This is a genomic window from Streptomyces sp. NPDC039424 (assembly GCF_055639495.1).
This window is the reverse complement of the sequence record NZ_JBVKAI010000007.1, coordinates 387,894-411,575: the sequence shown is the minus strand read 5'-3', so window position 1 is coordinate 411,575 and position 23,682 is coordinate 387,894. Positions and strand designations below refer to the sequence as shown.

Here is a 23,682-nt window from a genome sequence, read left to right as displayed (position 1 = left end):
CGTCAACGATTCCCCGCCTTTGGCATCTCACTCACCGCGTCCATCCATCACCGGTCACTCAAGGTGCTGCTCTGGCCAAGGGTTTACCGGCGCGGTGAGGGGTCATGTGCACATCCAGCACCTGATACCGGCATCAAGGAAGGTGAGCAGCATGGCCGCCAGCGAGAAGGTCCGGGCCAAGGCCGAGCAGGCAGTCGGCAAGGCCGCCCAGGCAACCGGACGCGCCATGGGCAACCAGAAGCTGATCGCCAAGGGTCACGCGGCCGAAGCCGCGGGCCACGCCCGCGAAGCCAAGGAGACAGTCAAGGACACCGGCAAGCCCTGAGCGGCCCGGAGCAGCTGTGCGTGGGGGCGGCCCTGGCAGCGAGGCCGCCCCCACGCCTGTGCCCCTGATGGGTCCCTCCCGGGCGGATGGCAGTCCCCCGGCGCAGTCACCGCAGCCCAACAACGCACAGCCCTTACGCCGCGGGCCACGGTCTGGGGCAGCTGGGCGCACACGGTCGGGCTGATCGAGGGCTACCTCGGCACCCCTGCAGCCCCGCCTGCCCGATACCGCCCTGCGCCTGCTTCTGGGCGGCTTGGCCGCCGTCCTCGGCGTCCTCTACGCCGTTCAGTCTCTGAGCTGACGTCCCGCGTCGGCCCCGTCCATTGGCCAGTGACGTCGCGCGATCGATCCCGCTCCGGCGACTTGTGTCATCTACGTGGATCCCTGCGTGCCGCGTGCGCGGAGTTGCTGTTCTGACCGGTCGGAGCAGCACTCTGCGCTACTCCGACGTGATCAGTAGCTCTTCCTGAACCGTCTGGGGTTACCTCGCGCAGCCTCATACGGCCCCAGATCGGCTGCGCACGCGGAAGATTGGCAATCTGCTGGTCTCTTGCTCTCCATTTGCTGGGCTGCCTCTCGACCGCGGGTTCCTAGGGTCGTTGTCGTCCCCTGGAGGTCCGGTTCCACAGGCCTCCGAACTCGCAAGTGATTCCCAGTGTTTGGAGACACCCCGATGCGTGCTCTGCCCCGCCGTGCCCTGCTTGCCGCTCCCTGCGCCGTGCTGATGTTCGCGCTGGTCGCCTGCGGCGGTTCCGACTCCGGCTCCGACAGCTCCAAGGCTGCGGACACCCAGCAGTCGGCCCCGAGTGCGGCTGGCGCCGAAGCGGCTGGTGAAGCCGACGGCGACGCGGACGACAAGACGGAGCCGCCGCTGACCGGTGACATCAAGCAGAAGGCCGAGGCCGCCGCCCTTGCGGCGTACCCGGGCACGGTCGTCAAGTCCGAGGAGGACGTGGAGAAGCCCGGCATGTACGCGGTGGAGGTGAAGCAGAAGGACGGCACCTCCATCGAGGTCTACCTCGACAAGTCCTTCAAGGTCACCGACACCAAGAAGGAGGGCACCGAGGAGACCGAGGACGCCAGCTGACGGCCACCGCCTGAACCACTCGAAGGGAGCATCCGATGCCGCCCGAACCCGAGCACGCCTCCGCGGGCGCCGACGAGACAGCGAGCCTGGATGCGGTGCCCGGCGCGCCGACAACCGGACGGTTACGGCGACCGCTTCGCGGAGGACACCGGCGGCCGGACGGCGACGACTGACTCCCAGGTCGGCGCCACCTGACGTCTCGCCACCTCCGTTCGGCCGACGACATCTCCCGCATCGTTCAGCCGGACGGCACCTGCTTGTCCCCCGTTGTCCCGTACGTCTTTCTGGTCCCAGGCGGCTTCCCGTGAACTTTTCAACTCCCGTGGCACAGCTGTGCGAGCCTGGCGCCATGCGGCTGCTGCTTATCGAAGACGACGACCGAATCGCCGGCCCCCTCACCGAGGGTCTGGGGCGCTATGGGTTCACGGTGGACCACGTCCGCACCGGTGCCGCCGGGCTCGCCGACACCAGCGCCGCGCCGGACCTGGTGCTGCTGGATCTCGGTCTGCCCGATATGGACGGCCTGGACGTCTGCCGCAGCCTGCGCGCCCGCTCCGCCGTCCCCATCATCATGATCACCGCGCGGGGTGAGGAGGCCGACCGCATCGTCGGCCTCGAACTGGGAGCCGACGACTACCTCGCCAAGCCCTTCGGCGTACGGGAGCTGATCGCCCGCATCCGCGCCGTCACCCGTAGAGCCGGAGCGCCCGCGTACGCGCCCACCGGCCCCGCACAAGCGCCTGAAACGCAGCGGGCGGCTTCTGGCGCGCAGGCGCTGGGCCCGCTGGTCATTAACCGCCGCAGCCGCGAGGTGCACCTCGAGGGCCGGGAAGTCGCCCTCGCGCCCAGGGAGTTCGACCTGCTCGCTTACCTGGCCGAGGATCCGGGGACGGTGTACTCCCGTCAGCAGATCATGGACACGGTGTGGGACCCGCACTTCTTCGGCCCCACCAAGACCCTCGACGCCCACGTCGCCGCTCTGCGGCGGAAACTGGGCGACGCGGGCTGGATCACCACCGCCCGCGGGGTTGGCTTCCGTCTGACGATTCCCGGCGACCGCACCGCCTGCGAGGAAGCCGGATGACAAGGCGCCTGCTGCTCAGTTACTTGGGCCTCGCCCTGCTTGTCCTGGTCGGCCTCGAAGTCCCGCTCGGCTTCATCTACGCCCGCGGCGAGACCTCCCGGGCTTCCCAGAGCGTGGAACGCGACGCCTCCATGCTCGCCGAGGTCACCGAGGAGAACATCGAAAAGGGCCAGCTGGAAGCACTGCCCGACGTGATCGGCGACTACGCCGACCGCACCGGCGGCCATGTCATCGTCACCGACAAGCAGGGCATCGTCCTGGCCGACTCCGACCCCGCCGGCCGCACCGGCATCAGCATCGCCGCGCAACCGGACATCGCCCGCGCCCTGACCAACCAGCCCAGCGTCACCACCACGACCGACACGGGCGGCAACGACGTCCTGTCGGCCACCATGCCCGGCGCCTCGGGCACTACCATCCGCGGTACCCTGCGTCTGACCTACCCCCTGTCCGAGGTCAGTGCGCGCATCCACCGGATCTGGGGCGCCCTCGCCCTGGCTGGAGCCTGCGTCCTCGCCGCCGTCGCCCTGGTCGCGTTCAGCCTGGCCCGCTGGATCACCCGCCCCGTGCGCACCCTGGAGGCCGCCACCGCCCAGCTCGCCGACGGACAGCTCACCCACCCGCCCGACGCCACCACCGGACCGCCCGAACTGCGCCGCCTGGCCGCCTCCTTCACCCACACCGCCACGCGACTGCAGCATCTGCTCAAGGCCCAGCAGGCATTCGCCTCGGAAGCCTCCCACCAGCTGAAAACCCCGCTGACGGCGCTGCGGTTGCGCCTGGAGAACTTCGAACCCTACCTCGACCCGCGCGCCCACGGCAGCCTGGACGAAGCCGTCGCCGAGGTCGAACGCCTCAACCGTATGGTCCAGGGCCTCCTCGCCCTGGCCCGCCTGGAGAACACCGCCACCACCCCCGAACCCGTCGACCTCGACGCCGTCCTCGCCGACCGGGTGGCGATGTGGGAGCCACTGGCAGCCGAGCAGTACGTCGCCCTCGACATCACCGGTCCTCCCACCGGCCGCGTGTGGGCGATCCCGGGAGCCCTGGAGCAGATCATCGACAACCTCCTCGCCAACGCCCTGCGCGTCTCCCCGCCCAGCACCGCCATCACTCTCCACCGCGCCCCCGGCACCGAACTCCACGTCATCGACCAAGGGCCCGGCATGAACGAGGCCGACCGTGAACGCGCCTTCGACCGCTTCTGGCGCTCCTCCGACTCCCACCACGACGGCACCGGCCTCGGCCTGCCCATCGTCCGTCACCTCGTCGACGCCTCCGGCGGCACCATCACCCTGCACCCCGCCCCCGTCACCGGCCTCGACGCCCGCATCCAGCTGCGCCCCGTCACCACGCGCCCGCGCGGGCCGCGCTCGAGGGCTCAGGACTTCCGCGCACCCCGCGTCCTCAGCCATCGAACGCAGGCATAGCTCACGGGCCGCTCTGCTGCCGTGGCTGCTGGGAGACTTCCCCGGTGAGCGATGGTGATCTGGGAGTTGTCCGGCACCGCATGGGACCGGCGCGCCGTTTTGCGGATGATCAGTGCCAACTTCGCCCTGCTGGCGGTGTATCTGCTGGTGCAGTCGACATGAGCACTGGTCAGCGGCTTTCGGCCGCATCACTCTGACCGGCGGATCGCTGCCCTCCGGCAGGCCGCACGGGACAAGCACCAGCAGGCCTTCCAACTAGCGGAGGCGGGCATACGAACGCTGCCCAAGGAGAGCGAGGAGATCAACTTCCGCACCGTTGCCCGCTCGGCCGGTGTCAGCCTGGACTCTCTCTATGCCCACACCGACCTGCGCAAACGCATCGAGACCTTGCGCGGCCGGCAACGGACCGAGAACCAGTCTCCCCCGCAGGCACCCTCAGCGACGACGGCACAGCGATTCATTCCCTTACCGAAGCCCTCGACCGTGAGCGCACCACCCACCGAGAGCGCGTCCAAGGGCTCGAACAACGACTGGCCACGGCACGGCGAGATCCTGCGCTTGCAACGTGTGATCCAGTCACATAACGCGAGACCGTGACAGCACTCGCCTGGCTCCAGAGCTCACGATCCAGAACGCAATCCCAGAGCACTGTGCTCCACCACACCCGAGGGAAGATCGCTCTTCCCCGAAGCCCGAGCAGTCAGCTCCACGAGTCCGGCCCGGAGGTCGGCGGCTGGCTCACCAAGGACGATCGCGCTGATGATCAGCTCCATCATCAGACGGTCGTACGCGTCGCCCATGCTGCGATAGCGCTCGCCATCGGTCTCCACCACAGCAGCGGCGATCCTCCTCCCACCCCCAGCCACGGGGGCAAAGGACGCCTCATAGACGCCGCGACCGGTCCAACTCCTGTGCATGAAGACGACATCGCCTTCGACGAAGACGTTCCACTTCTCATCCATGTCCCGGGCCCGATATCCGCGCCGGATCCGGTCCCAGTCCTCGTCAGTCCAGACACGATCCGGCAACTGAGACACCGGCCTGGGCGTGTTAATCGGCTGGAGCCGCCGGAACGAGTCTCGGGTGAGCGGGGCATCGGCAGTCATGACGTGATCCTACGGCCGCACCGCTCCAACAGGGTGTGGTTCAGCGGCGGACGTCGTGCCGGGCACCGTCACAGTGGTCGCCGTGCTGGTCACGGTCGTCGCCGCCGCGGCTGTTGCGGTGGTGCTGGTCGCCCCAGGAGGGGTCGTCGACGAAGCGGCCGTGGGTAGTTGCGCAGGGTGGCGGTGTCGTAGTCGTTGTTCCACACGTAGGTGCGGCGGTCCTGGTGGAGGTCGGTGTCGCGGTCGCGGCCCTCGCCGGTGTGGATACGGACGATTGCGCGGCCAAGGGACCGTACACGGGGAAGGTGTGATGTGCGGGTGCAGCCGGCTGGCTCTACGCAGCGTGGTTGCTCCTTTCACGGGCCCGACCCGATGCCGCATGAACCAGCCTGGCCCGCTGCACGAGGGACGTAGCGGCCCTCTCCCACTCGGGATACGTGAAGGTGAACCCGGCCGCGCGCAGCCGGCCCGGCACCACCCGACGGCTTTTGAGCAGCAGCTCCGTGTCCGAGCGCAGCGCGAACGCCCCCAGCTCGGCCATCCAGCGGGTCGCCGGGATTCCCACCGGGACGCCCCAGGCCGTGCGCAGCGCCCGCATGAAGTCGCGGTGCGGAAGGGGGTTGGGTGAGGCGAGGTTCACCGGCCCCTCGAGGTCATCCCGGGCGATCAGGTAGTCCACTGCTCGCACGAAGTCCTCGTCATGGATCCAGGAGACGTACTGCGCACCGCCGGCCACCGGACCGCCCAGCCCGAGTCGCGTCAGCCGCGACAGAACGTCGAACACACCGCCCCGATCCGGGCTCATGACCATCGCGGAGCGCAGCGCCACCTTGCGGGTCGAGGGAGTCGGCGCCTCGGCCTGCGCCCGCTCCCAGTTCTTTGCGATCTCGACGCTGTACGCCCAGTAGTCCGGCACCCCCGCCTCCGAGCCGCCGATCACCCCGGTCGTCTCGTCGTGTGCCGCGTCGAAGCGGTGGGCGTAGACCGTCGCCGTACTCATCTGCAGCCAGAGGCGCGGTGGCCGCGCGGCGGCGGCGATCGCCTCGCCGACCACCCGTGTCGAATCCACCCGGGAGTCCATCATGGCCCGCAGGTTCTTGGCGGTGTAACGGCAGGAAACGCTGCGTCCGGCCAGGTTGATCACGACATCGCAGCCGTCGATCGCCGCGGCCCAGCGGCCGAGCGTGGCTCCATCCCAGCCGATGTCGTGCGCCCGCGCGGGACGCCGGGTCACTACCGTGACGTCGTGACCGGCCGCCGTCAGCGCACGGTCGAGAATCGCGCCCACCTGTCCGGTTCCCCCGGGCAGCACTACCTTCATCGAACCCCCTCGGCTTCGCTCGGCATCAGCGTAGCCCTTCTTTTTGAACGTGTTCAACTACGGAGTGCGGTGCACGTCAGGGCGAGGCGGCCGACACAGGCGGGCGGACCGGAGTCCACTCCTTCTGGCCCGAGTTCAAGGGCCTTGCTGACAACGCTGCCTGCGAGCAACTGTCCTATCGGGCATTCCTGGCCGAGCTGCTGATGGCGAAGTGCGCGGCCGAGCCCGCCGCCGGCCCGAGCGCCGCATCCAGGCCGCGGCCTTTCTGCGGCAGAAGAGCCCGCGGGCCTTCGACTTCGACGCCAACCCAGCCGACCGTCATAACCGCGAGGCCGTCCGGCTGTTCCTCGCCACGCACGGCGTCACGGACGTCGAGAACCGCACTCACACCCTGCTGACCTGCATCGACGGGCTGGTCTTCGACCGGCTGGTGAGCGGCGGCGACGTACCGCGCGAGGCCCTCAAAGGCCTGGTCGTCGCCGCCCTGCGCTAGGCCCCGTGCTCGAACTGGCCGACAGCCTCCGCCGCCCGCACCTCATTCTGAAACGATCAGTAAGCCCGCGCACCGCTCCCCCGTGAACCCGGAGATGCTCGCTCGGGTTTTCCGGCAATTACCTGTACTTCTGCGGTGCGCAGGGCGGCTTCGCCGTCGAGAGAGGCGTCCGCGTCGTAGGCCTCTACGATCCGACGGCCGGGGGTTGCGGTGACGTGGTGTTCGGTGAGAAGCGCCATGGCCGGTGGGCCCTTCCTGCTAGTTTGTGATCTTCGCGTAGATGTGGTCGCCGTTCAGTACCCGGGTGAGCGTGTACATCTGGTTGAGGTGCTTTCCGCTGTGGCGTCGACCGATAGGTGGCCATCGCGATCGATGGTTGGCCAGTGCCCCGCGTGTTAGGAATGAGCGCGATCAAGGGGGTACGGGGATGGGATATCGCGGGCCGGGCGGCGAACCGCCCTCAGAGGGACTCGATGTACGGCTGCTGGCAGCCGTACGCGGCAACGACCCGGAGGCGGTGCGGGCGCTGCTGAAAGCCGGTGCGGTTGTGAACAGCTCGGGCGCGGACGGTATCACCGCTCTGGGAGTGGCCGTGGCCGCGGACTTCTGCGAGACGGCCCGGCTGCTCTTGGCCGCGGGCGCGGATGCCGACCTGCGCTCACGAGGCGGGCTCACCCCACTGATGCTGGCGGCCCACGCCGGCGCATACGACACCTTGGACCTGCTGCGCCGCTACCCGGCGAAGCATGATCTGACGGACGATCTCGGGCGGACGGCACTGGACCTGGCCCGCGCGCGTGACCAGCAGTGCGCCGCCTCGACCTGGCACACAGTGGCTGTCAGCATCCTGGAACCGGCCTTCGGCATACGGGCATCCTTCGCCGAACTCGCCACTCGAATCCTCGCATTCGCCGACCCGGACGACACGGGCCGGTTCATCATCAGGCAACTACTGGAGCGGCGAGTGGACCCGCTCTCCCGCAACGAGGTCGCCGATGCCCTGACCTCGCCCGATCCTCGGCTCCGGCAGATCACAGCCGAAGTCCTGTGGGGCGTCGGCGTTGACGTGGTGAGTGGCCTGCACGACAAGGATGCCCAGCAGTGGGCGGCTCGCCTGCTCCGAGCCCACGCAGAGCAGGAACAGGACCCTGGGGTGCTGAGCGAGGTGGTGCGCAGTCTCGGATGGCACGCCGAAGTGGAGACGTGGGACGACGAAGGCCGACTCGACCCCGTGGAGAGGGCTCGGCTTCAGCGGTTCGCCGACCATCCCGATCCGCGCGTCCGAGACGTCGCCGAGCTGGCCCTGACGGGCTGGGAGGACGACTCCGGAAAGTAACGGCCGTTCGGCCCGCCACGAGGGTTTCGGGCAGGAAAGGGGCACTACATGTGTGGCCATTACCTTTCTGGTTGAGACACCGAGCGCTAGTGTCCGGGTGTAGCGAGTTGACCCACGAGGAGTTGCAGACATGGTCGGTCGCCCGAGCGCGCGTTGACGTTGTAGGCCGATCGGCCTGTCATCGCGTGCTGCCCTTGAGGTCGCGGCACAGCGAGCCTTCTCCTGCCTGAACCGTCGGCACACCTGTCGTGTGCCCGGTAGCGGGCCTCATTGTCGGCAATCCGAGGGATCCCTGTGCCGTCCGCTTCCTGCGCTGTATCCGATTCCGGTCGACCCGTGCCGTCAAGCCTGTGGCGGGACGGCAGCTTCCGCATATTCTGGGTGGGGCAGACCGCCTCCCAACTCGGGGAACACACAGGTCTGGTTGTGCTTCCGCTTTTCGCCGTCCTGACGCTCAATGCCAGTGCCACCCAGCTGGGCATTCTGCGCGCTGTGGGTCAGGCGCCGATCCTGTTGCTCTCGCTCTTCGTCGGCGCATGGGTGGACAAGTGGCGCACTCGCACAGTGATGGTGCTGACTGACGTCGGCCGGGCCCTTGCCCTGGGTGCCGCCGCCGTGGCCGGCCTCTTCGGCCGGCTCGGCCTGCCCGCGCTATTCATGATCGCCTTCGTCGTCGGGGCCCTTTCCGTGTTCTTCGACGTGGCATACCAGGCGTCTCTTGTACGGCTGGTGCGACGCGATCAGCTGGTGCGGGGCAACAGCGCGCTCGAGGGCAGCCGGTCCGCGGCTCACATTGGCGGTCCCGCCCTCGGCGGTGCGTTGGTGTCCCTGCTGTCGGCGCCGCTCGCTGCCGCCTCCAGCGCGCTGTTCTTCGCGCTGTCGTTCCTGTCAATCCGACGAATCCGTCGAGTCGAATCGGCCCCGGAGCGCCTGGAACGTCCCCCACGGGTCTGGCGGCGGATATACGAGGGTCTCCGTTTTGTCGTCAGTGATACCGCGCTGCGGACCGTGTGCCTGGCCTCGGCCGCCTTCCAGTTCTCTTTCGCGGCCCTGATGACCGTCTATCTGCTCTTCCTGCCGCGGGAACTGCACCTGTCCGGCACCGCCGTCGGGCTGGCACTCTCGGCGACAGGGCCGGGCGCGCTCCTGGGCTCCATGCTGGCCGCCCGGCTGCCGAACCGGTTCGGGTACGGCCCGGTACTCGTGGCCGCGGCGGCACTCGGCGACGGCGTGTTCTTGTGCGTACCCGCGCTGCACGGCTCCTCTGCGGTGACCGTTCCCGCGCTCCTCGCGGTCAACTTCGTGTTCGGGGCCGGCGGTCAGTTGGTGAATGTGGCGGTCATGACCGTCCGACAGACGGTCACTCCAGACGGGATGCAAGGCCGCGCGGCCGCGACGATCACGTTTGCCGGGATGGGGCTGTCCCCACTCGGCTCCCTCCTCGGCGGATTCCTCGCTGAGGCGTGGGGGTTGCGCACCAGTCTCCTGGCGACGGCCGCAGGCATGATGCTGTCCCCGGTGGTGATGGCCTTGTCCCCGCTCGCACGCCTTGGACGGACGCTTCCGACCGCGCAGAATGCGCCGCTGACGGCTGGCCTCCCCGAGGTCCACGAGTCCGGCAGCTGCCCTTCAGGTGACGTCGAGTGACCTGCACCCTGCAGTTCCAACTCCTCGGGCTCGAAGCCCGCCGGGAGCCTGCCCAATAAGTCGGACGAGCAGCCTAGGCGTGCTGTTCGACTGCCCTGAACCAGGTCTCCAGCGCCTCGTACAGGCCATCGCCCGTGGTGCCTTGCCAGGCAACGTAGCAGTCGGGACGGAGAAGCAGTGCGGTGTCGAGTTCAGGGACGGTCACGGTGTCGACAAGCGATGCCCAAACTCCCGTATCGAGGGTGCCGGTGGGGTCCAGAAGGAGTGGGCGGCCGGTGCGGGTCGATTCGCGCAGGCCCGGCACGTCCGGCGCCCATCGGCCGACGAGCGGTCCGGTTGCCGACCCCATGTCGTAGGTGATGTCCGCGCCGGAGAGCAGATTCGCAATGTGCTGCCGTGTCGCAGGCTGGGCGAGCAGCTCGCCGAACAGTTCACGCAGCGCTGTCACCTCGCTGCCCGGGCGAATCAGCAACGACTGCGCCTGAGTGTGCATGGCGACCCGGCGCGCCACCGGGGACCGCTCGGACTCGTAGGTGTCCAGAAGCCCCTCGGGTGCGTGGCCGCGCAGTTCCGCGGCCAGCTTCCAACCGAGATTCACCGCATCCTGCAGGCCCAGGTTGAGCCCTGGTCCCCCGATCGCCGAGTGCACGTGCGCGGCATCGCCGAGCAGGAATACGCGGCCTGTACGGTATTGCGACGCGATCCGGGTGTTGCCGCCGAGCAGTCGCCTCATCAGGTGTGGTCCCGGGCCGGTCGGCGGGTGGAGCGGCAGGTTCGCGCCGAGCACCCGGGAGGCGCTGGCCCGAAGCTCGTCGAGCGTCGCCTCACCCTCGGCCGGCTGCTCCCACTCCGTCGTGCTGATCAGCGGAGCTCCGCCCGGGAACGGCGCCCAGGTGATCAGGCCACGCTCAGTACGCAGGTGTCGGAACGGCGGTATGACACCGAAGCCGGGTACGCGCAGGCCGCCATCAGCACCGACCATCTCCAGGGGGACGCTCACGTGTCCGGTGCGCGACACCGAGGCATCCGTTGTCACGCCGGGAAACTCGATTCCGGCGAGCTTGCGGACCGCGCTGTGCCCACCGTCGGCGCCGATCAAGAACGCCGCTTCGACCGGTTTTCGCCCGCGCAGCTCGACCGTCACCGACTCTTCGCCTTGCGCCAGGCCGGTGACCTCGTGCCCACGGCGAACCTCGACGCCGAGTTCGGCCGCGCGCTCAGCGAGTATCTGCTCGACTCTGCGCTGCGGCACCGCCAACGTGTGGAGCGGGTTGTCCGGCAGGTCGTTCAGGTCGAGTGGGAACGCGCCGAAAACGAACCCGGGCGCTGGCTCGGGTGTGGCACCGGGTGCGGTCAGCCGCTCGTACAGTCCGCGCCGGTCAAGCATGCGGACGACCTGGCCGACCAGACCGTTCGCGCGCTGCTCGCCGGAGGGTTCGGTGAGGCGTTCCAGGACGAGCGGGCGCACGCCGGCCAGGGCGAGTTCGCAGGCGAGCATCAAGCCGTTCGGTCCGGCGCCCGCGACGACGACGTCAATCATGGACGAATTCCTTTCCGGGCAGAGGACATCGGCCCGACCGCCCGCCGGGCTTTCCGTGCACAGTGGGTTGCTAGGGGGTTGGCAGACCCGCCGCGATCCGGGCGAGGGCATCTGCGAGCAGGCGCCCCACCGGGACGGGCGGATCGGTGCGGAGGTGGTGTGCCATGGCGGCGTTGGTGGCAGCCATGACCGCGGAGGCGACGAGGTGTGGGTACAGGTCCTGTTTCAGGTCGGTACCAGTGCGGTCGGCGATGGCCGTGGCGATCTCAGCCTCGGCGATAGCCCCGGCCCGCAGCATCTCGCCTTGCAGGGCCGGTTCGGCGACCATCATGCGCACGCCCGCCGTCCACTTCGCCGCGTCGGGCACAGGGTGAGCGGCCGCCGCGGTGTCCGGTTCGAACTGCGGCAGCACCGCGCGAGTGATCGCGTCCCACAGCGGCTCTGCCGGGCGCTCGCGCAGCGCTTCCGCGATGCGCAGGCAACGGTCGAGATGGCGGGCGACGATCGCCTCGCCCTTGCTGGAGAAGTAGTTGTTGAACGTGCGCGGCGAGACACCGGCGGCCTCGGCGATGTCCTCGACTTTGACGTTGTCGAGCCCGCGCTCGACGACCAGTCGCAGTGCCGCCCAGCTGAGCGCGGCACGTGTCTCGGCCTTCTTCCGTTCTCGCAGCCCCATACAACAACAGTAGCTAAAATTGCGTTACACGCAAATATGCGTGCAGCGCAAGATTCTGCCCGCCTGGCTCGTCCTACTCGCCGATGGCCGGGCGGCCCGCGCAGGCGCTGATCTCCGAAGGTGCGGCACCCGGGACCGCCTCGGAGGATGAAGGCATGCGCAATGAACGTCTTCCGTTGCGCCCCGGCGTCGGCGGCCGGAAGGCACTGCGGGGTTGGACCCAGCCGGTCGTGTGTGGCTGTGTACTCCTGCCAGGGGTACTCCTGCTAGGGCTTTTCCTCCTCGTCATCGTCGATGTCGTCTCCTGGTGGTTCGCGACCAGAACGTGGAAGTGGCCCGGCGCCGGCGGCTGACCGAACGCCTTCGTGCGCGCCTTCGTCCTGATCAGCCGGGTGACCGGCCGGTTTCGCGCAGAAGCCGGCGGCGTTCGGCGTAGGCGAGGTCGTCGCGCCAGAGGCGGCCGGCGGCGGCGCGGATCAGGGGCCTGATGACCGGGGCGGCGCTGCGGGCGAGCCCGAAGCCACGCCGCTGGGAAGTGGCCAGTACGGCTTCGAAGACCAGAGTGCGTGGTCGGCCGCGGTCGTCAGGGCCCAGAGGCGTGGCGTGGGTTTCGACGACCGAACCTTCGCCTTCGCCGTGCGTGATGCGCATGAGCACGGTACGGGGTTCGGGGGCGGTGAACTCGGCGCGAACCGGCACGACGATGCGGCGGGTGAGGCGGAAGGACACGTCCACGACGAATCGGTCTGTGTCGTCCGTCTCGGCCGGTGCGTCGACGACGGTGAGGTCGACGAAGGTGTGCGGGTGGAACCAGGCTCCGTGCCAGGGATCGAGACGGTTGGCGATCACGTCTTCCGGCTCGCAGACTCCGACACCGTGCCACACGGCCTGGAGGGCCGTCGGCAACGCAGGTCTTGTAGGTACCACGGGAGCCTCTGTGGGGGGCTCGCCGCCGACGGCGTCGAGGCGCACCCACACCAGCACACCGTCGTCGTGCACCGGCAGAGGTTCCCACCCGGCGTACCGGGCACCGTCCAGGGTGAGGCCGTGCCAGTGGCAGACGAGGGTGCCGCAATGCACGGGGCTGTCGGCCAGCGGCGCACCGAGATGCGGACAGACGCCCGGCCCGCCTACCAGACGCCCGTCGGCGTCCCGCCACACCACCACCTCCGTGCCGCCGACAGTGCGGGACAGCGGGCGGGTGGGGCGCAGGTCCGTGACGGCGCCGACGACGAACCAGTTGCCGGACGGCCGTGCCGCGGCTCGTTCGACGGCGGACGAGATGACCGCGGGCCGTGCCTCGCGCCAGGTGGGCCTTTGCCGCTCCCACGGGAGCGACCCGCGCCGCGGCCGCAGCGGATACCGGCCCCGGGAGGGCGCCGAGCCCGGGTTCATCCCGCCTCCTTCACGTCGCCCCACGGCACGGAGGTCTGCCTCGGTGCCACGGCGCCCGCAGCTCGCCGCCTGCCGCGTCGGCTCGTGAGGCGTGCGGCCGTGACCCGGACGAGGCCGTCCGCCGCGATGGCCGCGCGCCGACGGCGGGGCACCACGGCGCGCCGGTGCAGCACCGCGTAGCCGTCGTGTGCGATGGCGTCGAGGATGTTCTGGTAGAGGATGTAGGCGGTACGGATGCAGGGCCGGGCCAGCGGGTCCAGCATCGCCAGACCCGGCGCGGCCTGACGGTAGACCGTCCGGGTGAGATCCTCGGCGGCCCGTAGCGCGGAGGTGATGCGGGGGTCGTCCTGCCCGGTGCGCCTGCTCCACTGCATCAGGGTTCGGTCGACGCCGTGGGCAGAGAGCAGGTCGGTGGGCAGGTACACGCGGCCGCGGTCCAGGTCCTCGCCGACGTCGCGGAGGAAGTTGGTCAGCTGGAAGGCGACTCCGAGGGCGGCCGCGTGCGGGGCGGCTTCCGCGCGGGGGCTCACGGTGCCGAGTACCGGCAGCATCTGCAGGCCGATGACCGCGGCCGATCCGTGCATGTAGGCGCGCAACTCGTGGTAGGTGGCGTACTCGGTGACCGTCAGATCACTGCGCATGGAGGTCATGAAGTCGGTGAAGTACGCGGGGTCGATGGCGTAGCGCGCGGCGGTGTCGGCGACGGCCGCCACGACCGGTTCGTCGGTGGTGCCGGTGCCGCGGTGGTCGGCCAGGGCTCGGCGCAGTCGGGCGTCGAGCCGGGCGAGGGCCGCGGCACGGTCGGTGCGGTCGGCCTGGGCGCCGAGGTCGTCGACGATGTCGTCGGCCCACCGGGCGAATCCGTAGAGGGCGTGCACGGCCGGTCGGCGGTCGAGGGGCAGCAGGCGGGTGGCCAGGAAGTAGGTGCGTCCGTGGCGCGCGTTGAGGCGGCGGCAACGGGTGTAGGCAGCGCGCAGTACCGGGTCGGTGATGCCGGCGGCGTCCAGTTCGCGCGTGGTCATGGGCGGCTGCCTTGGGCTGCCGTGAGGGTGGAGGAAGTGCGTGAACGGCCCTGGCGGGGTGCGCCGGTGATGCGGGCGGCGGCCAGTCTGCCGGAGATCAGGACGGTCGGCACTCCGACGCCGGGGGTGGTGCCGCAACCGGCCAGCACCACGTTGTCCGTGCTGCGTACGAGGTTGCGAGGGCGGAACGGGCCGGTCTGGGAGAACGTGTGGGCCACGGAGAACGGGGTGCCTGCGGCGTGGTCCTGGGCCGTCCAGTCGGCGGGTGTCACCAGGCTCTCCTCGTCGATGTGCCTGGCGATGCCGTCGAACCCGCGGGTTTCCAGGACGGCGAGGAGGCCGTCGCGGTAGCGGGGCCCGAGGTCGTGCCAGGCCGTGGCCGACGGCCCGACGTCGGTGTTGGGGCAGGGGGCCAGGATCTGGTGCAGGTGTCTGCCTGCGGGGGCCAGGGCCGGGTCGCTGGCCGTGGGGCGGGTGATGAGGAGGGACGGGTCGGTCATCAGGGTGCCGCTTCTGGTGAGTTCGTCGAAGGTCCGGTGCCATGCGGTGCCGAAGGAGAGCGTGTGATGGGCGAGGTGCGGCCAGGTCCGGTCCGTGCCCAGGTGCAGGACGACGGCCGAGGGCGCGTGCCGCAGCCGGAGCGGGCGGCGGGGCCGGCGGCCCAGTAGCCGGTGGACGGTCGGCAGCTCAGGGGTGAGGACGACCGCGTCGCAGGGGATCCGCTCCTGGGCGGTGACCACGGCCGTGACTCGGCTGCCGGACCGCTCCAGGCGCGTGACCTCACAGCCGAGGCGGAGGTCGGCGCCGGCGCCGACAGCGGCGTCGGCCATGGCACGGGGCAGGGCGTGCATGCCGCCGCGCGGGAAGTACACGCCCGCCACGGTGTCCATGTAGGCGATGACGGCGTAGGCGGCCAGGGCGCGGGCCGGTGCGACACCGGCGTACAGGGACTGGAAGGAGAAGACCCGCTTCACACGCTCGTCGCTCAGGAACCGGCCGATGCGCGCGTCGAGGCGGCCGAACCCGCCGAGTGCGGCCAATCGGGCCAGGTCGGGAGTGAGCAGGTCCAGCGGGGAGTCGAAGTTGGCGTCGATGAACCGGCGCATCTGGACGGCGTACAGCTGCTTCAGCCAGGCACGCAGCCGCCGGTACCCGGCCGCCTCGCGCGGTCCGGCGAACCGTTCGATCTCGGCCTCCATGGCGGTGGCGTCCGTATGCACGTCGAGCGTGCTGCCGTCGGCGAAGCACGCCCGGTAGGCGGGGTGCAGAGGTAGCAGCTCGACGTGGTCGCTCAGCCGGTCACCCACGGCCGCGAACGCCTCGTCGGCCAGGTGGGGCATGGTCAGGACGGTGGGGCCGGTGTCGATCCGATAGCCGCCGCGCTCCAGTCGGCCGGCGCGGCCGCCGGGCAGGTGGTCCCGTTCCACGACCGTCACTCGCCGTCCGGCCCCCAGCAGGTGCAGCGCGGCCGACAGGCCCGACAGGCCTGCGCCGACCACCACGACATGGTCGCTGCGCCCGGTCACCGTACGCATCAGCGCCACCTCTCTGCCGGGCGCAGCAGCACGGCGTCCGGTTCTGCCGCGTCGCTGGAAGCGGGCATGGCCTGCTCGGTGTCGGTCATGACGCCGGCTGCCGCGCACAGCAGGTCGCCCAGCCGCCGGTGGCCGGGGTCCCGCAGGCCGACGCCGTTCAGGTGGCGCAGGCTGCGCGCGGCCAGCTGCTCGATACGGCGCTCGACCGTGGCCCGGGCGCCGGTGCGGATGAGCACCTGCTGTACTTCCGTCAGTTCCGATTCCGTCAGCCGGCCCGCCCCCACACAGCGGTCCAGCACGGACAGCGCCTCCATGTCGCCGGCCGAGCAGACTCGGTGCCTGGCCACGGCGACGAGGTAAGTGGGCTTGCCCTGCCGGATGTCGTCGCCGGTGGGTTTGCCGGTGACGTGCGGTTCGGCGAAGACGCCCAGCAGGTCGTCCCGCAGCTGGAAGGCGATGCCCGAGCAGCGTCCCGCCGCGGACAACGCCGTGGTGGTCCGGGGGTCGGCCTGCGCGAGCGCGGCACCGAGGACGATCGGTCGTTCCACCGAGTACAGAGCGCTCTTCAGGTACGCGACGCGCACGGCGGTGACCGCGGAGCGCGTGGTGGTCGCCTGGCCGTGCAGGTCCAGGTACTGGCCTGCCACCATCTCGGTACGCAAGGCACGCCAGATCGCCGCGACCGCGTCCCCGGCGGCCAGGCCCGGTACGGTGCCGGAAACGACATCGTCCGCCCAGGCCAGCGCCAGGTCACCGATCAGAATCGCCGCGGCCTTGCCGAAGCCGCGGTTCGTGCTGCCGCATACCCGGGCGTACTGCCGTGCGATGTCCACGTGGACGGAGGGCCGTCCGCGACGCCGGTCGGAGTCGTCCATCACGTCGTCGTGCACCAGGGCGCAGGCCTGGATCAGTTCGAGTGCGGCCGCGATGCGCAGGGCGGCCTCAGCCTGTGCCCGTTCGCCGCCGCCGCAGGCGCGCAGCGCCCACCACAGGAACTGCGGTCGTCTGCGCTTGCCGCCGGCCAGGGTGAAGGCGGCCAGCCGTGCCGCCAGGTCCTGGCCGAACAGAGGGTCCAGGGACGAGGCGTGGGCGAGACGTTCGTCCAGGATCTGCCCCAGGCATCCTTCGACGGCAGCCGGTACGTCGGCGTCCACCGCCTCCGCGTACGGGGCGCTCGCGGATTCCGCCGCTCCCGTCCCCGTCCCCGTCGCCGGCGCCGCGACGGAGCCCCGGGCCTGGTGGACCGCTCGTGAACCGGGGGGAGGCCTGTCACGCGTACCCCGCCGGGCGCTGCTGGGGCGCATTCGGATTCCTCTCGTCGGCCGAGGGCAAGGCTGTTCACATGCATTCGGCCGGAGACGGCCCACCGGATGCAGGACTACCGGATGCAGGACTTCGCCGAGCGGCGACCAGGCGGCGTCCGCAGGACACCGAGGAAGCGCCCCACAGCACACCACCGGATCGAACGGCGTCACCACGACACCTCTTCCACCCAGGAACGCCGGCCAACGGACTCTTCGCCTGATGGGACGCGTCGGCCACCCCACCAGCGGGCGCCCAGCAGGGGCATGTCCAGCGCGGCACGCATCCGCGGACGGCCGCGCCGCGGAATGCTCTGCACAGCGCCCGGCGCCGTCGGGCCATGGGACACGCGCGCCTCGCGGTGTCGTGAAGGAGGCCTGTGACCGAGACGGACGTGGCGATCGTCGGTGCGGGAGCGGCGGGACTGTCGTTGGCACACCGCCTCTCCCTCGGCACGCCGACGCGGCCCGCCCCCTCCGTCGTACTGATCGCGCCACCGGCCGGCCCTCTCCAGCCGCCGCCACGCACCTGGTGCTTCTGGGAAACAGGCTCCGGCCCCTACGACGCCGCGGTGACGGCGTCCTGGGAATGGCTGCGGATGACCGACCGGCACGGAGCGGCGGCTCGACGGCGCATCACACCGATGCGCTACAAAATGATCCGATCCGACGACTTCCAGACGCTGATCGACCGCGAGCTGAAAGCGCGTACGCGCGTGCACCGGTTGCAGGCCACCGTCGACGACATCACGCCCCAGCCTGACGGCACCGCCCGGGTCCGGGCCGTCGACGCCGACGGCACACCAGTGACGGTGGACGCGCGCTGGGCCTTCGACTCCCGCCCCCCGCAAGACCTGCCCGCCGCCCGCACGCATCTGCTGCAGCACTTCAGGGGCTGGTTCCTGCGCACCGAGCGGCCGTCATTCGACACCGAAGTGGTCGACCTGATGGACTTCCGCACCCCTCAGCCCGCCCGGGGACTGTCCTTCGGATACGTACTGCCCACCAGTCGGCGCACCGCCCTGGTCGAATACACGGAATTCGGGCCGGCCCCCTTGAGCTCGGACGCCTACGACGCCGCGCTCCACCACTACACACAGCGCGTACTCCGGCTCGGCGCGATACAGGTGCTGTCTTCGGAGACCGGAGTGATCCCCATGACCGACGCCCCCTTCGCCAGGCAGAGCGCTGCGTCGGTGTTCCGGATCGGCACTGCGGGTGGGGCGACACGCCCCTCCACCGGTTACACCTTCGCGGCCATCCAACGTCAAGTGGACGCCGTCGCACGATCGGTGCGCACCGGCCGCCGCCCGGTGCCGCCACCCGCGTATCCGGCCAGGTCGCGCACGATGGACGCCATCCTGCTCCGCGCGCTGGCCACGGGGCGGATCGACGGCACCGACTTCTTCTACCGCCTGTTCACGCGCGTCCCCCCGCGGCGTCTGCTGCGCTTCCTCGACGGGCGCACCCGCCTGTACGAGGACTTCGCGATCGGCCTGCGTACCCCCGTCCCCTCCATGCTGCGCACGGCGGCCGAACTGCCCTGGCTGCCCCGTCGCCCCGCCCCCAACGGACACCCTCAGGAGTGAGCCCATGGCCCTGCTGCGCGGAGCGGAACTGGCCGCCGCCTTCGATCAAGGCGCCCTCGCCTACGACCGCCTGGTCGCGCTGAATCCCGGATACCACGCCCATCTGCGCCGCTCCGCCCGGCGGCTAGGCCTCGCGGACGGTGGTGCCGGTCGCCGGGTGCTCGACCTCGGATGCGGCACGGGCGCGTCCACCGCCGCGCTCGTGTCCGTGCTGCCGCGAGCGGAGGTCATCGGAATCGACGCGTCGGCAGGCATGCTGGAACGAGCCCGCGCCAAGCACTGGCCGCCCACCGTCACCTTCGCCCACGCCGCTGTCGAAGAGCTGCCCGGGACGGCGGTGAACGGGCCGTTCGACGCCGTCTTCGCCGCATATCTGTTCCGCAACGTCGCCGACCCGGACGCCGTGCTGCGCATGGTGCACCACCTGCTGGTACCGGGCGGCCGGATCGCCGTGCACGACTACGCGCTCAGCGGCCGTCGCCTCCATCGCCTGGTGTGGACGACCGTGTGCCGAAGCGTCATCCTCCCGCTCGGCACCGTCACCCGCGACCGGAACCTCTACCGCCATCTACGGCACAGCGTCGACGCCTTCGACACCGCGCCCGCGTTCGGCGAGCGGCTCCGCCGCGCCGGGTTCGACGCGGTTCGCGTCCTGCCGCTGCCAGGGTGGCAGACCGGCATCACCCACACCTTCCTCGGCCGCCGTCCCGCCCAGCCATCGGGCGGCGCCCGATGAGCCCGCAGCGTGCGCAGCGGGCTCGGCGACACGGGCTCGACCGACGTGCCTGTGTCATCCAGCCCCGGCCCGGGCGGTCCCGGATCGAGGGCGATCCGCCGTCGACCGCGGTGATCGGCGGCGGCATCGCCGGACTGGCGGCGGCGACCGCACTCGCCGAGCGGGGCGTCCGCGTAACGCTGTACGAGCGTGAGCCGCATCTGGGCGGCCGTCTCGCCGGTTGGCCCATCACCCTCGCCGACGGCACACCCGCCACCATGAGCCGCGGGTTCCACGCCTTCTTCCGCCAGTACTACAACCTGCGCGGGCTCCTGCGCAGGACCGACCCCGGACTGGAAAGGCTGACCGCACTGCCGGACTACCCGCTGCAGCACAGCAGCGGCCTGTACGACCGCTTCCGCCACGTACCTCGCACACCCCCCTGGAGCGCCCTCGGCTTCGCCGCCCTGAGCCCCACCTTCCGTCTGCGGGACCTGTGGTCCATGAACGCGCCGGCGGCCCTGCCCCTGCTCGACGTGTGCACGCGAAGCATCCACGAACTGCTGGACCACAGCAGCGCCCACGACTTCCTCGCCGCGATCGGTTTTCCTCCCGCGGCTCGCGCTCTGGCCTTCGAGGTGTTCTCCCGTAGTTTCTTCGCCGATCCCCGACAACTGTCGGCTGCCGAGATGGCGCTGATGTTCCACATCTACTTCCTCGGCTCCAGTGAGGGCCTGCTGTTCGACGTGCCCCGTGCCCCCTACCCGCAGGCGCTGTGGGAGCCCCTCGCGCGTTACCTCACCGGACACCGGGCCGAAGTGCGGACCGCGGCCCGTGTCCGGTCGGTTCGTCCCGACCCGTCCGGCGCATTCCACGTCGTGACGGACAGTGCCGTCCACCGGCACGACGCAGTCGTCCTCGCCCTGGACACCGGCGGACTGCGGGCAGTCGTGGAGGGCTCGCCCGACCTCGGCGACGCGCGGTGGCGGGCGCGGACCGCCCGGCTGCGGACCGCTCCGCCGTTCCTGGTGTCACGCCTGTGGCTGGATCGTCCCGTCGCCGCCGACCGCCCGGGTTTTCTCGGCACCAGCGGCTACGGCTCCCTGGACAACATCAGCGTGGTGTCCCACTGGGAGGACGAAGCGGGGCGCTGGGCCGCCCGCACCGGGGGTTCGGTCGTCGAACTCCACGCCTATGCCCTGTCGGCCGACGTCGCCCGCGATCTCCAAGAGCAACGCCTCATCGAGCAACTGCACCGGGTGTATCCGGAGACCAGCGCCGCGCGGATCGTGTCCGCCCGCCATGAATGGCGAGCGGACTGTCCCCTGTTCGCCGTCGGTGGATACGCACTCCGGCCCACGGTCCGCACCCCGGACCCCCGTGTCGTCGTGGCGGGCGACCTGGTGCGTACCGGCCTGCCCGTAGCCCTCATGGAACGCGCCGCCACCTCCGGATTCCTGGCCGCGAACGCCCTGCTCGAGCAGTGGGGCGTACGCGGGCAGACCCTGTGGACCGTGCCGGACCAGGGGCGCTCTGCCCTCTTGCGGGCTCTGACGCGGAGGTTCGGGCGGACACCCGTACGGGCGGCCGCCCTTTGAGCAGTAACCCGGCTGCGGATCGAAGCCGGTGACGTGACCTGCTGGACGGTGAGGAGGTCGGCGAGGTCCAGCCGGGTGAGGATCGCTTTCTCCCAGCTGCGCCAGTACACCGACGAAGTCGAGTCCGTCCGGGTCCTGTACCCGGACGGAGCGGGTCTCAGGTGGTGGTGCCGGGGGCTGGGGCCTGGCCGACGAGGTAGATCCGGTCGCGGAGTTCCGTCTCGGCCCAGTCCAGATCAGCTCGTAGGTCGAGCCAGACCCGGTCCTTGCGTTGGCCGGGCTGGTCGAGCCTGACGGCGACCCAGGAGAACGCGCCCTGGAGGATCTCCCGCTTGCGTCCGGGGCTGGTCACGGAGAGCGCGAAGGCCAGGGCGATGCCGGCCCGGGTGATGATCATGTGGCTCTCATCGTCCGGTTGGGGGCGGCCTCCGGTGAGGTAGCGCGGAACGTCGACGACCTTGATCCACTCCAGAACGGCTCCAGGGACCTGTTCATCCAAGATCCCCGCGATGGAGTCGCGCACTGCAACGGCGGGCTGTTCACCGAGCCAGTCCAGCCAGTGCTTGGAATCCGTGAGCTTGGAGAAGTCGTCCTTGGGCGGGCCGTAGTTCGGATTCTCCACGAACTCGCCGGTCAGCTTCCCGTCCTCGCCGACCCGCCAGACACCCTGGACGGCTTCCCCCGGGACGTAGCCGTTGGGGTCGCCGATGAGATCAGGGTCGATCACCGCAACCGACCCGCCCGGGTTCGCGGCCGCCTCCGCGACGAGCTCGGGCGGAGGCGATTGCAGGATGCGACGCCGCTCGGCCGATATGTCCCCCATGTGAGTACCCCTTCGCCTGGTTCGTCCGAGGAGGTCGGCACCGCCCCGCCTGGGGCATATTTCCATGAGCGCTGCCGGCCGACGTCTCAGGGGCTGGATTGAAGCCGGTTCTCATGGCGGATCGTGCGGCTGAGGCCGGTTGCGCAGCATCGCGGTGAGGTGATCAGGCGACCACCGAGTCTGCGAACCCTGACCGGTTGTGCACCGAGCCTCCCCATGCGGCAGCCAGACGTTCGGGTTCCAGGGCACCTACAGGACTCCTTCGCCGCGCCGGGCGGCCGGGTGCCGCCCGGCGCCGTGGCGCCATGACGCCGTCACCCGTGGCTTTGCTCCTCCTGGTCACCTCGGTGGACTCCCGTGACAGCACAGGCTGTGCCGTTGAGGGTGTACGCGTCCGGTGAGGCGGTGTTGCCGGTGTGGGTGGCCTGGAAGCCGATGTCGATGGACGCGCCGGGGGCGATGGTCGCGTCGTGGGGCGCGTTCGCGGCTGTCACCCGGCCGGAGACGGGCTGGTAGGCGGCGTTCCAGCCGGAGGTGATGGTCTGGCCGCCGGGCAGGGTGAAGTCCAGGGACCAGCCGTCGATCGCGGTGGTGCCGGTGTTGGTGAGGGTGATGTTCGCGGTCAGACCGGAGTTCCAGGCGCTGACGGTGTCGGTGACCCGGCAGGCCTCGGTGCCGGGCGGCGGGGTGGGGGTCTGGAACTGCGTGAAGAACTTCCACACCTCCGCCGGCAGCCAGGTCCTGGAGCCGCTGTCACCGCCGGCCCCGTCCCGCGGAGCGGCGATGTGCCCTTCGTCGAAGGCGGCCCATGCGACCGGATGCCCGGCCGAGCACCCCGAGTAGGTGGTGAGCCGGTGCGTCAGGCTGCCCTGCGCCGGCTCGGGCGGATTCTGCGCGGTGCAGCCGTTGTTCCTGACGAACCTGTCCCGCATGGCCCGTCCGCCGGAGATGCCGAGGACGCTGTCCCTGATGCCGTGCACCCCGAGATAGGCGATGGGCTGCGTGCCGCCGCTGCACCCGCTGAGCTGCCCGCCGCTCTGGACCGCGACCGCGCGGAAGACCGTCGCCCGGGAACACGCGAGCGCGTACGACATGGCGGCGCCGTAGCTGAAGCCCAGGGCGAACCGCTGTGTCGTGTCGACGCACAGGTCCGTCTCGATCCGCCTGATGATGTCGTCGACGAGGGTGACGTCTTCCCCGCCGGCGTTGGCCCACCCGTTGTTGAGGCCCTGGGGCGCGACGAAGATGGCGCTGTTGTTCGCCAGCCGCTGGAGCCCGTAGTAAGCCCAGGTGCCCGTCTCCACCGTCCGGCCCGTCGCGACGTCGCCGGCGTTGCCACCCAGCCAGTGGAACCCGAAGACCAGCCGGTACGCGCGGTTCCGGTCGTAGCCGTCCGGGATCCGCAGGATGAAGGTCCGGCTCTTGCCGTTGCTCTGGATCGTGTATGTACCGCTCGTCAAGGTGGGGGCCTTGCCGCATCCGGTGGTCGGAGCGGCGGTACCGACGTGCGCGGCGGCCGTGTCGAAGGACGTGAGCGCAGTGTTCGCACCGTGGCCGCTGCCCAGCGCCGTTCCTCCCATGGCCAGGACGAGCAGCACCGCCATCACTGCGCCCCGTAAGTGGAACCTCGGCCTCGAACTAGGCCTCGTCCTCACCCTC

At 70.3% G+C, this 23,682-nt stretch carries 19 protein-coding genes and 3 pseudogenes; 11 read left to right on the top strand and 11 right to left on the bottom strand.

Annotation, left to right across the window (positions count from 1 at the left end; translation table 11 throughout):
* Nucleotides 1-151 precede the first annotated feature (151 nt).
* The 4 genes from ACZ7L0_RS20965 to ACZ7L0_RS20950 all read left to right on the top strand — a co-directional run bounded on the left by ACZ7L0_RS20965 (nucleotide 152) and on the right by ACZ7L0_RS20950 (nucleotide 3,926).
* A complete protein-coding gene (locus tag ACZ7L0_RS20965; RefSeq protein ID WP_471243974.1) occupies nucleotides 152-325 on the top strand; it encodes a CsbD family protein in 174 nt (57 codons plus the stop codon).
* 673 nt (nucleotides 326-998) lie between these two features.
* Nucleotides 999-1,412: a PepSY domain-containing protein gene (locus ACZ7L0_RS20960; protein WP_471243973.1), complete on the top strand. Its 414-nt coding sequence runs from the start codon at nucleotides 999-1,001 to the stop codon at nucleotides 1,410-1,412.
* A gap of 349 nt (nucleotides 1,413-1,761) precedes the next feature.
* On the top strand, nucleotides 1,762-2,496 hold the full coding sequence (locus ACZ7L0_RS20955; protein WP_471243972.1) for a response regulator transcription factor: 735 nt from the start codon (nucleotides 1,762-1,764) through the stop codon (nucleotides 2,494-2,496).
* The gene (locus ACZ7L0_RS20950; RefSeq protein WP_471243971.1) at nucleotides 2,493-3,926 is read left to right on the top strand and encodes a sensor histidine kinase; all 1,434 of its coding nucleotides are present in this window, start codon (nucleotides 2,493-2,495) and stop codon (nucleotides 3,924-3,926) included. The genes ACZ7L0_RS20955 and ACZ7L0_RS20950 overlap by 4 nt, the downstream gene beginning before the upstream one ends.
* 620 nt (nucleotides 3,927-4,546) lie before the next feature.
* Here ACZ7L0_RS20950 and ACZ7L0_RS20945 read toward each other — a convergent pair.
* From ACZ7L0_RS20945 to ACZ7L0_RS20935, 3 genes and pseudogenes are all read right to left on the bottom strand, one after another.
* Nucleotides 4,547-5,032 carry a hypothetical protein gene (locus tag ACZ7L0_RS20945; protein ID WP_471243970.1) on the bottom strand — a complete coding sequence of 162 codons (486 nt, stop codon included), beginning with the start codon at nucleotides 5,030-5,032 and terminating at the stop codon, nucleotides 4,547-4,549.
* Between the two features lie 40 nt (nucleotides 5,033-5,072).
* A pseudogene (locus ACZ7L0_RS20940) lies at nucleotides 5,073-5,325 on the bottom strand (lamin tail domain-containing protein); the annotation flags it as partial.
* Between the two features lie 41 nt (nucleotides 5,326-5,366).
* The gene (locus ACZ7L0_RS20935) at nucleotides 5,367-6,353 is read right to left on the bottom strand and encodes a TIGR01777 family oxidoreductase (protein WP_471243969.1); all 987 of its coding nucleotides are present in this window, start codon (nucleotides 6,351-6,353) and stop codon (nucleotides 5,367-5,369) included.
* Nucleotides 6,354-6,484: 131 nt separating this feature from the next.
* Here ACZ7L0_RS20935 and ACZ7L0_RS20930 point away from each other — a divergent pair.
* The 4 genes and pseudogenes from ACZ7L0_RS20930 to ACZ7L0_RS20915 all read left to right on the top strand — a co-directional run.
* Nucleotides 6,485-6,663, top strand: a pseudogene (locus ACZ7L0_RS20930) (IS21-like element helper ATPase IstB); the annotation flags it as partial.
* A 12-nt stretch (nucleotides 6,664-6,675) separates the two neighbouring features.
* Nucleotides 6,676-6,846, top strand: a pseudogene (locus tag ACZ7L0_RS20925) (TetR family transcriptional regulator); the annotation flags it as partial.
* A 427-nt stretch (nucleotides 6,847-7,273) separates the two neighbouring features.
* Nucleotides 7,274-8,182 (top strand): ankyrin repeat domain-containing protein, encoded by a 909-nt coding sequence (locus ACZ7L0_RS20920; RefSeq protein WP_471243968.1) that lies wholly within the window; start codon nucleotides 7,274-7,276, stop codon nucleotides 8,180-8,182.
* 294 nt (nucleotides 8,183-8,476) lie between these two features.
* The gene (locus ACZ7L0_RS20915; RefSeq protein ID WP_471243967.1) at nucleotides 8,477-9,829 is read left to right on the top strand and encodes an MFS transporter; all 1,353 of its coding nucleotides are present in this window, start codon (nucleotides 8,477-8,479) and stop codon (nucleotides 9,827-9,829) included.
* A 73-nt stretch (nucleotides 9,830-9,902) separates the two neighbouring features.
* Here ACZ7L0_RS20915 and ACZ7L0_RS20910 read toward each other — a convergent pair whose 3' ends face one another.
* The 6 genes from ACZ7L0_RS20910 to ACZ7L0_RS20885 form a co-directional block, all read right to left on the bottom strand.
* The gene (locus ACZ7L0_RS20910; protein ID WP_471243966.1) at nucleotides 9,903-11,369 is read right to left on the bottom strand and encodes an FAD-dependent monooxygenase; all 1,467 of its coding nucleotides are present in this window, start codon (nucleotides 11,367-11,369) and stop codon (nucleotides 9,903-9,905) included.
* A gap of 70 nt (nucleotides 11,370-11,439) precedes the next feature.
* A complete protein-coding gene (locus tag ACZ7L0_RS20905; protein ID WP_471243965.1) occupies nucleotides 11,440-12,045 on the bottom strand; it encodes an acyl-CoA-like ligand-binding transcription factor in 606 nt (201 codons plus the stop codon).
* Between the two features lie 384 nt (nucleotides 12,046-12,429).
* On the bottom strand, nucleotides 12,430-13,440 hold the full coding sequence (locus tag ACZ7L0_RS20900; protein WP_471243964.1) for a DUF5914 domain-containing protein: 1,011 nt from the start codon (nucleotides 13,438-13,440) through the stop codon (nucleotides 12,430-12,432).
* Nucleotides 13,437-14,462: a phytoene/squalene synthase family protein gene (locus ACZ7L0_RS20895; protein WP_471243963.1), complete on the bottom strand. Its 1,026-nt coding sequence runs from the start codon at nucleotides 14,460-14,462 to the stop codon at nucleotides 13,437-13,439. The genes ACZ7L0_RS20900 and ACZ7L0_RS20895 overlap by 4 nt, the downstream gene beginning before the upstream one ends.
* The gene (crtI, locus tag ACZ7L0_RS20890; RefSeq protein ID WP_471244011.1) at nucleotides 14,459-16,000 is read right to left on the bottom strand and encodes a phytoene desaturase family protein; all 1,542 of its coding nucleotides are present in this window, start codon (nucleotides 15,998-16,000) and stop codon (nucleotides 14,459-14,461) included. Before crtI ends, ACZ7L0_RS20895 begins: the two co-directional genes overlap by 4 nt.
* The gene (locus ACZ7L0_RS20885) at nucleotides 15,997-17,301 is read right to left on the bottom strand and encodes a polyprenyl synthetase family protein (protein ID WP_471243962.1); all 1,305 of its coding nucleotides are present in this window, start codon (nucleotides 17,299-17,301) and stop codon (nucleotides 15,997-15,999) included. Before ACZ7L0_RS20885 ends, crtI begins: the two co-directional genes overlap by 4 nt.
* A 377-nt stretch (nucleotides 17,302-17,678) precedes the next feature.
* Between ACZ7L0_RS20885 and ACZ7L0_RS20880 the strand changes: the two genes are divergently transcribed.
* From ACZ7L0_RS20880 to ACZ7L0_RS20870, 3 genes are read left to right on the top strand one after another with little or no spacing between them, the layout of a single operon-like run.
* A complete protein-coding gene (locus tag ACZ7L0_RS20880; RefSeq protein ID WP_471243961.1) occupies nucleotides 17,679-18,887 on the top strand; it encodes a lycopene cyclase family protein in 1,209 nt (402 codons plus the stop codon).
* A gap of 4 nt (nucleotides 18,888-18,891) precedes the next feature.
* On the top strand, nucleotides 18,892-19,623 hold the full coding sequence (locus ACZ7L0_RS20875) for a methyltransferase domain-containing protein (protein WP_471243960.1): 732 nt from the start codon (nucleotides 18,892-18,894) through the stop codon (nucleotides 19,621-19,623).
* A complete protein-coding gene (locus tag ACZ7L0_RS20870; protein WP_471243959.1) occupies nucleotides 19,620-21,200 on the top strand; it encodes an FAD-dependent oxidoreductase in 1,581 nt (526 codons plus the stop codon). The genes ACZ7L0_RS20875 and ACZ7L0_RS20870 overlap by 4 nt, the downstream gene beginning before the upstream one ends.
* Before the next feature lie 157 nt (nucleotides 21,201-21,357).
* Here ACZ7L0_RS20870 and ACZ7L0_RS20865 read toward each other — a convergent pair whose 3' ends face one another.
* Together ACZ7L0_RS20865 and ACZ7L0_RS20860 are read right to left on the bottom strand one after the other, a co-directional pair.
* Nucleotides 21,358-22,023, bottom strand: a complete 666-nt coding sequence (locus ACZ7L0_RS20865) for a hypothetical protein (RefSeq protein ID WP_471243958.1) — start codon at nucleotides 22,021-22,023, stop codon at nucleotides 21,358-21,360.
* A 314-nt stretch (nucleotides 22,024-22,337) separates the two neighbouring features.
* Nucleotides 22,338-23,627 (bottom strand): CE1 family esterase, encoded by a 1,290-nt coding sequence (locus ACZ7L0_RS20860; protein ID WP_471243957.1) that lies wholly within the window; start codon nucleotides 23,625-23,627, stop codon nucleotides 22,338-22,340.
* Between the last annotated feature and the right edge of the window lie 55 nt (nucleotides 23,628-23,682).

What these genes read in the sequence shown, in the direction of transcription:
- ACZ7L0_RS20965 (WP_471243974.1), top strand. Translation starts at nt 152, where the DNA reads ATGGCCGCCAGCGAGAAGGTCCGGGCCAAGGCCGAGCAGGCAGTCGGC.
- ACZ7L0_RS20960 (WP_471243973.1), top strand. Translation starts at nt 999, where the DNA reads ATGCGTGCTCTGCCCCGCCGTGCCCTGCTTGCCGCTCCCTGCGCCGTG.
- ACZ7L0_RS20955 (WP_471243972.1), top strand. Translation starts at nt 1,762, where the DNA reads ATGCGGCTGCTGCTTATCGAAGACGACGACCGAATCGCCGGCCCCCTC.
- ACZ7L0_RS20950 (WP_471243971.1), top strand. Translation starts at nt 2,493, where the DNA reads ATGACAAGGCGCCTGCTGCTCAGTTACTTGGGCCTCGCCCTGCTTGTC.
- ACZ7L0_RS20945 (WP_471243970.1), bottom strand. Translation starts at nt 5,032, where the DNA reads ATGACTGCCGATGCCCCGCTCACCCGAGACTCGTTCCGGCGGCTCCAG.
- ACZ7L0_RS20935 (WP_471243969.1), bottom strand. Translation starts at nt 6,353, where the DNA reads ATGAAGGTAGTGCTGCCCGGGGGAACCGGACAGGTGGGCGCGATTCTC.
- ACZ7L0_RS20920 (WP_471243968.1), top strand. Translation starts at nt 7,274, where the DNA reads ATGGGATATCGCGGGCCGGGCGGCGAACCGCCCTCAGAGGGACTCGAT.
- ACZ7L0_RS20910 (WP_471243966.1), bottom strand. Translation starts at nt 11,369, where the DNA reads ATGATTGACGTCGTCGTCGCGGGCGCCGGACCGAACGGCTTGATGCTC.
- ACZ7L0_RS20905 (WP_471243965.1), bottom strand. Translation starts at nt 12,045, where the DNA reads ATGGGGCTGCGAGAACGGAAGAAGGCCGAGACACGTGCCGCGCTCAGC.
- ACZ7L0_RS20900 (WP_471243964.1), bottom strand. Translation starts at nt 13,440, where the DNA reads ATGAACCCGGGCTCGGCGCCCTCCCGGGGCCGGTATCCGCTGCGGCCG.
- ACZ7L0_RS20895 (WP_471243963.1), bottom strand. Translation starts at nt 14,462, where the DNA reads ATGACCACGCGCGAACTGGACGCCGCCGGCATCACCGACCCGGTACTG.
- ACZ7L0_RS20885 (WP_471243962.1), bottom strand. Translation starts at nt 17,301, where the DNA reads ATGCGCCCCAGCAGCGCCCGGCGGGGTACGCGTGACAGGCCTCCCCCC.
- ACZ7L0_RS20875 (WP_471243960.1), top strand. Translation starts at nt 18,892, where the DNA reads ATGGCCCTGCTGCGCGGAGCGGAACTGGCCGCCGCCTTCGATCAAGGC.
- ACZ7L0_RS20870 (WP_471243959.1), top strand. Translation starts at nt 19,620, where the DNA reads ATGAGCCCGCAGCGTGCGCAGCGGGCTCGGCGACACGGGCTCGACCGA.
- ACZ7L0_RS20865 (WP_471243958.1), bottom strand. Translation starts at nt 22,023, where the DNA reads ATGGGGGACATATCGGCCGAGCGGCGTCGCATCCTGCAATCGCCTCCG.
- ACZ7L0_RS20860 (WP_471243957.1), bottom strand. Translation starts at nt 23,627, where the DNA reads ATGGCGGTGCTGCTCGTCCTGGCCATGGGAGGAACGGCGCTGGGCAGC.